Here is a 12,031-nt window from a genome sequence, read left to right on the forward strand (position 1 = left end):
TGCCACTGTGGTCTGGCTGCCTTCCTCAGTTGTGGAGGATACAACCGGCTCAGTAGAAGTTTCGGTTGTTACTGTGCTAACCTCTGTTACAGAGGTGGTAGTGGTCTCAGTGGTTGTTTCCGTAGTCTTTGCCTTGGTAACAATCTCTCTTGTGATGTTCAGCGCACCGCCTGCTGCTGCACCGGATACCAAATCCAGCTTCAGCTCTACATGCTTTACAGAGCTTACAACTTCCAGACCCTGTGCATCGTAGTAAGCGATCAGCTCGTCCATCTGATCCTCAGGCATATCAGCCTTCATGGTAGCGTTTCCGCCGCCGATTACAACGTTTACGTTGGTCAGAGTACCAAAGTAGCTCATCAGATCACCGTAGCCGATGCTATATACAGCGCCGTACTTTGCCAGGAAGGTGTTTGCATTGCTTGCTGCGTTTGCATAACGAGCTGCCCATGTGCTGCTTGCAGCCAGAATATCCAGGCTCTTGAGTGCCTGCGGATAATACTTGCTGTCGCCGTACAGAGCGTACAGACCGTCCAGAGCATCGTTTACATCAGAACCGTTTCTGGTGGTGCTCATGCCCTTGATCCAGTTGTACTTGTTGGTTACTTCCTGCTTGTAGCCGTCAATGGTCTTCTTGCCGTTTGCCAGCTTGGTCTCCAGAACTTCCTTCAGTTCAGCCGGAGTCTGGGCAGTAATTGCGTTCTTTACGATTGCAGCAGCTTCATCATACTTGCTGTCGATGTAATCGTACAGATCCTCACCAGTGCCATCGCCGAACAGGGTGTAGCTTGTGCCGTTTTCATCAGTGAACAGATATGTAGCACTGATCTTGTTGTCATTGCTCAGACCGGACAGATCCAGGTTCACGGTAACAGAACCCTTTACACTGAAACCGCTGAAGTCCAGAGGAGTCATATAGGATACTGCGTCTGCGCCCAGAGTCTTTTCAACCTGCTTTGCCAGCCGTGCGTTTGCCTCATCAGCAATCAGTGCACCGCTTTCAGCCAGCTCGAAGTTTACCTCATAGGTATCTGTTGTGATTCTTGTGAGTACGCCGGTCTGGATGTTGCCTGCAATGGCAGTTGCCAGCTCATCGTACGCACCATTTCTGAAGAAGTCTGTGTAGCTGTTCAGCAGGTTCTTTGCAACGGATGCATCAACCTCTGCGGTGCCACCAATGTCCGGTGCATTATTCTTGAACAGAGTGTTGAAGTTCAGACCCCATTCAGACTTCTGCTCAGGATTATCCTCAACATCAGGATCAATGTTTGTGAAGCTCTTGATGGTGACATTGGTATCTGCAGCATTTGCTGTCAGAGTAGTCACTGCCGGAGCCGCAAACACACCCTGTGTGAGAACCAGGCAGGTGCTGAGCACGGACGCCATACTTCTCTTGAAGAATGTCTTTTTCATTTGTTTACCTCTCTCCCATTATTCAATATATTCCACTGTTCCGTGCATGTCCTGCACAGCACAGTGTGCCCGCATTCCCGCCGCCGTTTGACATACTCCACCTATTCTCACAGCATACAGGAACGCTTTATAAGACGATTTTATCATAAAAATGCCGTCAAGTCAATATGAATTCCGGTTTTTTTTTAAGAATACATCATAATTTTTTGCCTGATAAAACGCCGCATTTCACCATTTTCTCTGCATGGCGAAAAAGACGGGGTCTACAGTGCTAAAATTTGTATACTTTTCACACAGTCCCTCAGAGCGTAACTCCGTTCAACTTCAGCAGCTCCCGGGCGCTCTCCAGAGAATCTACGCCAGTGGCATTTTTAATAGGCGCAAACTCCTTGTTCCGCTTTACCTCATAGGACAAACAACTGTTCTGCATATGCACCATATCCAGCACCAGCGTCTCGAACTTGTAGCCATTGGGCGCTTCCGGCTCCACCAACTGCCCCTGTTCATTCATATAAGGGATCTTTTTCTTGACCAGGTGCACCGGCATCTGCTGATCCATGATCTTTTGCAGCTTATCCACCCGGAACAGATAGTTGAGGATCACACCATAATTATAGGACAGCCTGCCGCCGGGTTCCCGGAGCGTGCGCATTTCCTCCGTCATTTCATAGTACTCTACAATAGAAGGCTTGCCGTCCTCCAGGCACAGCACGCCCACCCGTTCGTCCGGATCCGCCTTGGCAACCACCTTAGCGCCCGCCTCACAGCCGGATGCAATGGTCGCACCGATAAAGCATGGGTCTGCAATCTGCTGCAGAACGTTATCCACTGCAAACACATTCAGCCATTCCACGCCCCGTTCCTTCAGATCCTTGAGCAGCCCTGCCCGAACCATGGAACTAAACCAGCCGCCGTTACCGTTGGGGGAGCTGCACACTGCCCCGGGCGCTTCCAGCATCATCCTACCGTCAAAATCCGTGCAGGGTGCCATTTCCTGCACAAAAAAGCGAACCTGTCCCGGATCATAGCCAAAATACTTGTGCGCTTCAAAGAAAGCAATAGTATCCGTATTGTTCTTCTCACTGGTCATCACATACAGCGGCACCCAGGAGCCGCAGCGCTTGACCACCTGCAACAGATTCTGTACCAGACATTCAAACAGATACAGCTTCCGGGTCACCCCTACATTCAGCGTACCCTTTGGCCCATCCAGCCCCAGCCGGGTGCCCTGGCCCCCTGCCAGCAGCACGGCGCCGATCTTGCCGTTCTGCAGTGCGTTCAGCCCCTGCACCATATAGAACTTTTCCTTACTGCGGATCTCATCAATGGTCAATGCGCCCAGCGGCATGAATGTGCCTCGTTCTTCTTTTGCCTGATGCTTCAGCCCTGCCAGAACAGACAAATCCATACGGGAAAGCTGCTCCTTCAGCTTCTCCTTCTGTGTGCCGTCCAGTGTCTCATAATAAGAAAGGATGTGTTCCTGTCCGTATCGTCTGAGTGTATCTACCATACATGTATGCCCCCTCGTTTTTGATTACCGCTCTCTCTGTGCGGCATTGCCTATATTATAACAGGTATGTAGAGAAAAAACAAGCGATTTATACAAAAAACCGCCGGACATTCGCCCGGCGGCTCTGCAATTTACTTGTTTGGATTATTCAGCGTCCTCAGAAGAGTATGCAACCTCGTCAGCTTCATCAGCCTTGGCTGCGTCAGCGTCCTCCAGCAGTGCCCGCATGGAAATGCTGATACGCTTCTTTTCCGGATCGATCTCTACGATCTTGACCTGAACCTGCTGACCAACGGAAAGGATGTCCTTTACGTTGTCAACACGCTGGTTTGCGATCTGGGAAATGTGGATCAGACCGTCCACCCCGTCCATGATCTGTGCAAATGCACCGAACTGGGTGATGGAAACAACCGTCGCATCTACCACGTCGCCAACGTGATACTTTGCCAGGAACTGCTCCCAGGGATTGTCTTCCTTCTTCTTGTAGCCCAGGGAAATGCGGTTTGCTTCCGGATCCAGAGCCTTGATGTAAACCTCCAGCATGTCGCCTACCTTGACAACCTCGCTGGGGTGCTTGATGCGCTTCCAGCTCAGCTCAGAAATGTGAACCATGCCGTCAATGCCGCCCAGGTCAACAAATGCACCGTAGCTTGTCAGAGACTTCACTTCGCCAGTGAATACCTGGCCAACCTCTGCGGTCTCCCAGAACTTTGCTCTTGCAGCATCCTTCTGTGCCTTTGCAACAGCCTTGATGGAGCCCACTGCACGGCGGCGCTGCTCATTGACCTCAATGATCTTCAGCTCAACCGGCTTGTTCTTCAGAACGGACAGGTCAGCATCTCTGCCCAGACCGGACTGGGATGCGGGAACGAATACCCGGACGCCATCGCAGGAAACAATCAGACCGCCCTTCACAGCGTTCTGTACGATGCCCTTGAGGATGGTGCCCTCTTCCTTTGCCTTTGCAATGTTCTCAAAGCCTACCAGCTCGTCAACACGGCGCTTGGACAGCAGAACATAGCCCTCGGGGTCATTGATCTTGGTCACGATCAGATCCAGCTCATCACCGGGCTGTACCAGGTCAGCCGGCTTCTTACTGGGATCGTCAGTCAGTTCATCCAGGGGAACATAGCCGGTGTGCTTGGTGCCCACGTCTACGATCGCCTCGTTGTTGTTTACAGAAACAACGTAGCCCTTAACTCTCTCTCCTGTATGTATTTTTTTGAAGGACTGCTCCAGAGCCGCTTCGAAATCAATGTCCTCATCCAGATTATTTTTCGCAATGTCAGTCATGGTTGTTTGTACCTCCTTAATGATATAAGCCGGGGTGGATGCTCCGGCCGTGATGCCGATCCGTTCGGCACCGGAAAAATCGAGCGCAAACAGCTCGCCTGCGTTTTCAATATGGTACGCCTTGCAGTTCCGGCGGCAGACATCGTAAAGCTTGACCGTGTTGGAACTGTTCCGTCCGCCTACCACTACCATGACGTCAGTATCGGCGGAAAGCCGTGCCGCATCCGACTGCCGGCTTGCGGTGGCATTGCAGATCGTATCGAAAACCAGTATATCGGGATCGTCCTTTGGTAATTGTTTCAGACAGTCACCCCATAATAATATATTATACGTTGTTTGCGCGACAATTGCAAGCTTTTTTTTGAATTTCGGTGAATTTTTATCAATGTAACACTTCAGCTCGGTTTCGTCCTTAAAAACTGCACAGTTTTCGTCACAATGACCAACGATCCCCTGCACCTCCGGGTGGGATGCGTCCCCGGCAATCAGAATAAAGTATCCCTTTGCGGACTGCTCCGCCACAATTTTATGGATCCGGGCAACAAAGGGACAGGTAGCATCGATCAGGGGATTCCCCTTTTCGGCGATCTGCTCGTAGATCTTCCTGCCCACCCCGTGGGAGCGGATCACCACCCGCTCTCCCGGCTCCAGCTCCTCCACGGAGCTGACGATCCGGGCGCCCTTGGCGATCATGTCGTTTACCACGTCCGCATTGTGAATGATGGGCCCCAGGGTTGCCACCCGTCCGCCCTTTTCCAACTCCGCATACACCAGCTTCACCGCCCGGTCCACCCCGAAGCAGAAGCCAGCGGTTTTGGCAACTGTGATCTGTACCATACGTCCTCCTTATTCCTGTACCGGCTCTGCCGGGGGCAAGGGCGGCTCATCCACCAGTCCCTTGATCTCCGTCATGATCCGGTTCTTCAGAGCCGCCAGCTCTCTGGGCTTGGGATCCTCCCCCAGTGCCAGCTCCGCCGCCTGAATGGGCTTGCCGAACCGAACGATGATCTGACTGCGGAAATGCAGCTTTCCGGTGAAGGTGATGCCCACCGGCACCACCGGCGCACCGGTCTGGGCAGCGATCAGCGCTACGCCGGTTTTGCCCCTGCCCACTCTGCCGTCCTTGGATCGGGTGCCCTCCGGAAAGATCATCAGCACTCTGCCGCTGCGCACATATTGCTCCGCCGTTTCGATCACGCCGTTGTCACCGGCACCCCGGGTCACCGGGAACGCCCCCAGCTTCCGGATCAGCCAACCAAAAAATTTGTTCCGGAACAGCTCCTCCTTTGCCATGAACACACAGCGCTGTCCCCGCAAACGGGTGGCAAGCAGGGGCGGATCCGCATAGCTTCTGTGGTTGGACGCCAGCACAAAGCCCCCGGATGTGGGAATGTGCTCCCTGCCCTCCACCTGGATGTGATAAAAGAGGAAATAGAGGAATCTGACCACCCAGTATCCGAAACAGTACAGCATTACAGTCCCAGCCTTTCCCGGCACAGATCCAGCAGATGGTCGATCACCTGCTGCTGATCCATCTGGGTGGTGTCCACCAGCACCGCATCCTCCGCCTGCCGCAGGGGGGATACTGCCCGGTTCCGGTCAGCCTCATCCCGCTTGATGATATCCTGCAAAATCTCCTCCATAGGGGGGCAATCCGGCTTTGCGGACAGCTCCAGATACCGGCGGCGGGCACGCTCCTCCGGGGAGGCAGTCAGGAAGATCTTCAGATCCGCATGAGGCAGCACCACCGTACCAATGTCCCGCCCGTCCATAATCACGTTGTTCTGCTTGGCAAGCTCCAGCTGTAAATCAAACAGATACTGCCGGACTGCCGGAATGGCGGAAACCACCGATGCAGCCATGGAAATCTCCGGGGTGCGGATCAGTCCGGACACATCCTCTCCGCACAGGATCACATGCTGGGTGCCTTCGGAAAAGCACAGGGAGATCTCCGCCGTTTGCAGGGCTGCGGTGATCTGCTCCGGAGTCTCCGCCCCTTTCCGCTTTGCATGCAGCGCCACCGTCCGGTACAATGCCCCGGTGTCCACATAAATAAAGCCAAGTGCTGCTGCCACCGCCCGGGCGATGGTGCTTTTTCCGGCGCCTGCCGGGCCATCGATTGCAATATTGATACTCATATCCGTTCCTTCCCTGCCTTACATGCTGCATCCGGCTGCATAACCGGTGGCAAAGGCAATCTGTAAATTAAATCCCCCTGTGTAGGCATCCACGTCCAGCAGCTCGCCGGCAAAAAACAATCCCGGCAGCAGCTTGGATTCCATGGTTTTGGGGCTGACCTCCTTGACGGATACGCCCCCCCGTGTGATGATAGCTTCGCTGATGGGCCGGAAGCCCTGCACCGTCAGAGGAAATGCCTTGAGAAATGCGCCGAACGCCAGCCGCTGTGCCTTGGTGATCTGATTCACCCGGATGTTCCCGTCCATACCGGACAACTGAATCGCAGCCGGGATCATGCCCTTCGGCAGCAGCTTTGACAGGGCGTTGAACAGGGTTCTGTTCTGGAACAGCTGAAAATCCCGCTGAAGCCGCAGATCCAGCTGCTCCGGGGTCAGCCCCGGCTTTAAGTCAATGCTCAATGTGTACCGATCCGGCTCCATTTGGGGAATGTGACAGCTGGCACTGAGCACCAGAGGGCCGGATACCCCAAAGTGGGTGAACAGCATCTCCCCAAGCTCCTGGAACAGGCATGTTTTTCCGTCATACAGGGAGAGGGTCACATTCCGCAGGGACAGCCCCATCATATCCCGGCACTGCTTCTCCCGGATCACCAGGGGAACCAGGGAGGGCTCCGGCGGAACGATGGTATGCCCTGCCCGGCGGGCAATGCCATACCCGTCCCCGGTGGAGCCGGTGGCGGGATAGGACATGCCCCCGGTGGCAAGCAGTACGGATTCCGCTTCATATGCCGCTCCATCCACCAGCAGTCCCCGGCAGCAGCCGTCCTCCAGGAGCAGATCCGTCACCTGCCCCGGAATCACCTGCACCCCCAGCCGACGGCATTCCTGCCGCAGGGCGAAGACAATCTCTCCGGCGCTGTCGCTGACCGGAAATACCCGGTTGCCCCGCTCGGTTTTCAGCCGAACCCCCAGGGCTTCAAAAAATTCCATCACATCCGCCGGACTGCATGCGGAAAAGGCACTATATAAAAACCTGCCGTTCCGGGGAGTATTGGCGAGCAGGGTGTCCCGGTCACAGTTGTTGGTCACGTTGCAGCGTCCCTTCCCGGTGATCCGCAGCTTCTTTCCCAGTTCCCCCTTGGGGTTATGCTCCACAATCCCCACACGCCGTCCCCGTCGGGCAGCAGTGATCGCCGCATAGCAGCCTGCTGCGCCCCCTCCGGCAATCAGACAATCCAATGTACTCATGGCTTGCTCCTCAGCCGCCGATACCTTTCGGCGATCTTCTCCCGGCGGCGGCTGGTTTCCGCTGCATCCACACAAATGCCAGACCCGGTCTGCACCAGCACGTCCCCTTCCCTTACATCCGGAGGCAGCTGCTGCCGGGACAGCTCCAGCCTGCCCTCCTCCGTTTCAATGACGGCAATGCCGCCCTCTATCCGATCCAGTATCCACATGCTAAGCCGCCTCTCTTTCCCAGTGCACTTGAATATCCCTGCCGTCGGCTACCATAACAATGGTGCCCAGCAGATCCGTCCGGTAAATTTTATCCGTATAGTTTTCCAGCCGCTTCACCGTGTTGGCATTGGGGTGATTGTAGGAATTGTCCCCGCATTCGATCACCGCCATGGCTGGGGTTACTGCCTCCAGGAACTTCTTTTTGGTGGAGGTGCTGCTGCCGTGATGCCCCACCTTCAGAACATCCACCGGCGCAAGGCTCTGCGCTGTCAGCAGCTCCTTTTCCGCCTTTTCCTCCATATCCCCGGTAAACAGAAAGCTGTTGTCCCCATAGGTGAGCCGTGCCACCACGGAATAATTGTTCAGACTTTTGTAATCCGTACCCAGAGGCCCCAGGATTTCCAGCACCGCCCCCTGATCCAGCGTAAACCGATCCCCGGGAGATACGATCTCCAGGGTCAGGGATGCCTGTTCCACTGCGTCCAGAAACCGTTCATAGCTGGCAGTGGCAGGCAGATCCGCCTCCGGAATGTCCGACACCAGCACATGCTCCGCCGGAATCTCCCTCAGCACCCGGGGCAGTCCCCCGATGTGATCCGAGTGGGGATGGGTGGCGATCACATAGTCCAGGGATCGGACCCTCTGCCCCTGCAAATACTGTACCACCGTGTCCCCGGCTTCCTGCTCTCCGGCGTCAATGAGAATCTCCGTTTCGCCGCACCGGATCAAGGTACAGTCCCCCTGCCCCACATCGATAAAATGCACGGACAAGGTGCCTTCCGCCGGGGCAGTCCTGGTTCCGCTGCGCTGCCGGATCAGATTGCACAGCAGCAGACCCAGGATTAGCAGCACCGTCAGCCCGACGGACAACGCCGGACTCAGCGCTTGCCTCTTCGGTCGGTACCCTTCCCTTTTCGCCATTTCTGCCCGTCCTTTCTGCTCCGAGTCCTGTCAGCGGCAGGGATTCTGCGTGCAGGCTCCTCCGGTGCCACCAGGCAATCCGGCCCGGTACCGATAAGATCCCGCCTGCCTGCTTTTTTCAATGCCGCCAGCACCAGCACCTTGTTCCTGGGCTGAAAATACTGGAGCAGCGCCCGCTGCATAGCCTTCTCCTCCGGGGTCTTGGGCACATACACCGGTTCCATGGTATAGGGATCCATCTCCGTGTAGAACATACAGGTGGATAAGGTACCCGGGGTAGGATAGAAATCCTGCACCTGCTCCGGGTGGATATGCTGCTGCTTTAAAAAGACCGCCAGCTCCACCGCCGCCTGCAGGGTGCTCCCCGGATGGGAGGACATGAGGTAGGGCACCAGATACTGCTCCTTGCCCATGCCCTTGGTGATCTCGTAGAATTTCTTCTGGAAGGCAAGATACGCCTCAATATGGGGTTTCCCCATTTTATCCAGCACCGCCGCCGCACAATGCTCCGGCGCCACCTTCAGCTGTCCGCTCACATGATACCGGATCAGCTCCCGCAGAAAGGTGTCGTCCGGATCCGCCATCAGGTAATCATAGCGGATGCCGGAGCGGATGAACACCCGCTTGACCCCCTTGATCTTCCGGAGCCGCCGCAGCATATGCAGGTACTCCCGGTGATCCGCATGCAGCCCCTTGCAGGGAGTGGGCGCCAGGCACTTTTTCCCCTTGCACAGACCGGCGGTCAGCTGCTTTTCACAGGAAGGATGCCGGAAGTTGGCGGTGGGGCCTCCCACGTCATGGATATAGCCCTTGAAATTGGGCATCCGCACGATCCGCTCCGCCTCCCGGATCACGGATTCCTCGCTGCGGACAGTGATCCGCCTGCCCTGATGCAGGGCAATGGAGCAGAAGTTGCAGAAACCGAAGCAGCCCCGGTTATGGGTGATGGAAAACTGTACCTCTGCAATCCCCGGCACTCCTCCCTGGGCTTCATAGCTGGGGTGGTAGGTACGGGTATAGGGCAGGCTGTACACCCAGTCCAGCTCCTCCGTGGTCAGAGAAAGCGCCGGCGGATTCTGCACCAGCATCCGGCTGCCATGCCGCTGGATCACCCGCTTGCCATACACCTCATCCTGCTGATCGTACTGAATCCGGCACGCCTTGGCGTATGCCTTCTTGCTCTCACACACCTGGGCATAGCTGGGGCATTCCGCCGCTCCAAAGGGGGTATGCTCCGGAGCGGTCATATAGCAGCTGCCCCGGATCTCCGTCAACTCCCCCACCGGGATCCCGTCCCGCAGACCCCGGGCAACCTCCAGAATGGAGTGCTCCCCCATGCCGAACAGCAAAAGATCCGCACCGCTTTCCTCCAGAATGGAGGGGCGCACCCGGTCGTCCCAGTAGTCATAGTGAGCGAACCGGCGCAGAGATGCCTCCAGTCCCCCGATAATCAGGGGTATATCCCCGTACAGCTGCCGGATCTTCTGACAGTACACCAGTACCGCCCGATCCGGTCGCTTGCCGGCTTTGCCCCCTGGGGAATAGGCATCCTCCGAGCGCTTCCGTTTGGCGGCAGTGTAGTGTGCCACCATGGAGTCGATGTTGCCGGAGGTCACCAGGAATCCAAGCCTGGGTCTGCCGAACCGGGTGAAATCCTGGTCACTGCGCCAGTCCGGCTGGGACACGATGGCAACGGAAAAACCCTTCGCCTCCAGCACCCGGGAGATGATGGCTGCTCCGAAGCTGGGGTGATCCACATAGGCGTCCCCGATCACATACACAAAATCCGGCACATCGATCCCCCGGGCGTTCAGCTCCTCCCGGGTCATGGGCATCATTCCTGTATCCGGCATACTGCTCCTCCTAGTTTGATTCCTGTCGGCGCATCCGCCGCTCTGCCGCCTGCTGGGGACTGATGAGCACCTTCCGGGGCTTTGCCCCCTCATGGGGGCCGATGACACCCATTTCCTCCAGCTCATCCATGATCCGTGCCGCCCGGGCATAGCCCAGCTTCAGCTTCCGCTGCAAGGAGGAGGTGGATGCCTGTCCCAGCTCCACCACCACGTCAATGGCACGGTCGATCAGTTCATCGTCCCCCTCTGCCCGGTCGCTGCTGTCGTCCTCAAAGCGCTCCCCCTTCACGGCAGGCATGCTTTGCTCCACAGCCTCCATAATATCGTGGCTGTATTCCGCTTTGGCTTCTTCCTTGATGTAGCCAACCACCCGCTCGATTTCCTCGGTGGAGCAGTAGCAGCCCTGCACCCGGACAGGCTTGGGCAGACCGTTGGGAAAGTACAGCATATCCCCGTGTCCCAACAGCTTTTCTGCGCCGCCCACGTCCAGGATATTCCGGGAGTCCATCTGACTCTTGACGGACAGGGCGATCCGGCTGGGCACGTTGGATTTGATAAGTCCTGTAATGACATCCGCCGTGGGCCGCTGGGTGGCGATGATCAGGTGCATCCCGGCAGCTCTTGCTTTCTGGGCGATCCGGCACACCGCATCCTCCACTTCCTTGGAGGAGGTCATCATCAGATCCGCAAACTCGTCAATGACGATCACAATCTGGGGCAGCGGATCCAGATCCTCCCGCTTTGCCGCCAATGCGTTGAAGTCCTTCAGATCCCGCACATTATAGCTGGCACACAGGGCATACCGGCGATCCATCTCCTGGGTCGCCCAGTTCAAAGCGCCTGCCGCCTTCCGGGGATCCGTCACCACCGGGATCAGCAGATGTGGGATCCCGTCGTAGATCTTGAATTCCACGATCTTCGGGTCGATGAGCACCAGCTTCACCTCCGTAGGCTTTGCGTGGTACAGGATGCTCATAATAATGCCGTTGGTGCAGACGGACTTACCGGAGCCGGTTGCCCCGGCGATGATCATATGGGGCATTTTCGCAATATCTCCCAGAATGATGTTGCCGTCAATGTCCTTGCCCACTGCAAAGGACAGCTTGCTTTTGGATTCGGTAAACTGCCGGCTCTCCAGGATCTCCCGGATGCCAACCATATCCTTGTGGGCGTTTGCCACCTCGATGCCCACTGCCGGCTTTCCGGGAATGGGGGCTTCGATCCGCACACCCCCTGCCGCCAGATTCAGAGCAATGTCATCCGCCAGGCTTGTGATCTTGGCGATCTTCACCCCGGCGGAGGGCTGTACCTCATACCGGGTGACCGTAGGGCCCCGGTTGATGCCGGTGATCCGCACCTGCACGCCGAAGCTGTTGAGCGTGTCCACCAGAATATCCGCATTCTGCCGCAGCTCCAGCGCCGCATTGGGATCCGCCGCCTTGCTG

General features: G+C 56.5%; 10 protein-coding genes. All 10 read right to left on the reverse strand.

What is annotated here, in order from left to right; translation table 11 throughout:
• The coding region (locus QVO51_RS04515; protein WP_288167855.1) for a hypothetical protein at positions 1–1,413 on the reverse strand (1,413 nt) is incomplete at its 3' end.
• Between the two features lie 301 nt (positions 1,414–1,714).
• Positions 1,715–2,923 carry a UTP--glucose-1-phosphate uridylyltransferase gene (locus QVO51_RS04520; protein WP_022357407.1) on the reverse strand — a complete coding sequence of 403 codons (1,209 nt, stop codon included), beginning with the start codon at positions 2,921–2,923 and terminating at the stop codon, positions 1,715–1,717.
• 144 nt (positions 2,924–3,067) lie between these two features.
• On the reverse strand, positions 3,068–5,053 hold the full coding sequence (locus tag QVO51_RS04525) for a bifunctional 4-hydroxy-3-methylbut-2-enyl diphosphate reductase/30S ribosomal protein S1 (protein WP_015559128.1): 1,986 nt from the start codon (positions 5,051–5,053) through the stop codon (positions 3,068–3,070).
• 9 nt (positions 5,054–5,062) lie between these two features.
• Positions 5,063–5,689: a lysophospholipid acyltransferase family protein gene (locus QVO51_RS04530; RefSeq protein ID WP_015559129.1), complete on the reverse strand. Its 627-nt coding sequence runs from the start codon at positions 5,687–5,689 to the stop codon at positions 5,063–5,065.
• Entirely contained in the window at positions 5,689–6,354 is a 666-nt protein-coding gene (gene cmk / locus QVO51_RS04535; RefSeq protein WP_022357408.1) for a (d)CMP kinase, read from the reverse strand. Before cmk ends, QVO51_RS04530 begins: the two co-directional genes overlap by 1 nt.
• Positions 6,355–6,372: 18 nt before the next feature.
• A complete protein-coding gene (locus QVO51_RS04540) occupies positions 6,373–7,602 on the reverse strand; it encodes an NAD(P)/FAD-dependent oxidoreductase (RefSeq protein ID WP_022357409.1) in 1,230 nt (409 codons plus the stop codon).
• Positions 7,599–7,811, reverse strand: a complete 213-nt coding sequence (locus QVO51_RS04545; RefSeq protein WP_022357410.1) for a DUF3006 domain-containing protein — start codon at positions 7,809–7,811, stop codon at positions 7,599–7,601. Before QVO51_RS04545 ends, QVO51_RS04540 begins: the two co-directional genes overlap by 4 nt.
• Before the next feature lies 1 nt (position 7,812).
• Positions 7,813–8,733 (reverse strand): ComEC/Rec2 family competence protein, encoded by a 921-nt coding sequence (locus QVO51_RS04550; protein ID WP_022357411.1) that lies wholly within the window; start codon positions 8,731–8,733, stop codon positions 7,813–7,815.
• On the reverse strand, positions 8,691–10,586 hold the full coding sequence (locus QVO51_RS04555; RefSeq protein ID WP_022357412.1) for a YgiQ family radical SAM protein: 1,896 nt from the start codon (positions 10,584–10,586) through the stop codon (positions 8,691–8,693). Before QVO51_RS04555 ends, QVO51_RS04550 begins: the two co-directional genes overlap by 43 nt.
• A 10-nt stretch (positions 10,587–10,596) precedes the next feature.
• Positions 10,597–12,031 (reverse strand): DNA translocase FtsK (locus tag QVO51_RS04560; protein ID WP_288167857.1); only part of this gene is annotated, 1,435 nt, incomplete at its 5' end.

This window comes from Ruminococcus sp. CAG:379 (assembly GCF_000434255.1).
GTDB classification, from domain to species: Bacteria; Bacillota; Clostridia; order Oscillospirales; family Ruminococcaceae; genus Ruminococcus_F; species Ruminococcus_F champanellensis.

Excerpts from the sequence above, each read along its gene's own strand:
- QVO51_RS04525 (WP_015559128.1), bottom strand. The coding sequence starts at position 5,053 with ATGGTACAGATCACAGTTGCCAAAACCGCTGGCTTCTGCTTCGGGGTG.
- QVO51_RS04530 (WP_015559129.1), bottom strand. The coding sequence starts at position 5,689 with ATGCTGTACTGTTTCGGATACTGGGTGGTCAGATTCCTCTATTTCCTC.
- cmk (WP_022357408.1), bottom strand. The coding sequence starts at position 6,354 with ATGAGTATCAATATTGCAATCGATGGCCCGGCAGGCGCCGGAAAAAGC.
- QVO51_RS04520 (WP_022357407.1), bottom strand. The coding sequence starts at position 2,923 with ATGGTAGATACACTCAGACGATACGGACAGGAACACATCCTTTCTTAT.
- QVO51_RS04555 (WP_022357412.1), bottom strand. The coding sequence starts at position 10,586 with ATGCCGGATACAGGAATGATGCCCATGACCCGGGAGGAGCTGAACGCC.
- QVO51_RS04540 (WP_022357409.1), bottom strand. The coding sequence starts at position 7,602 with ATGAGTACATTGGATTGTCTGATTGCCGGAGGGGGCGCAGCAGGCTGC.
- QVO51_RS04550 (WP_022357411.1), bottom strand. The coding sequence starts at position 8,733 with ATGGCGAAAAGGGAAGGGTACCGACCGAAGAGGCAAGCGCTGAGTCCG.
- QVO51_RS04545 (WP_022357410.1), bottom strand. The coding sequence starts at position 7,811 with ATGTGGATACTGGATCGGATAGAGGGCGGCATTGCCGTCATTGAAACG.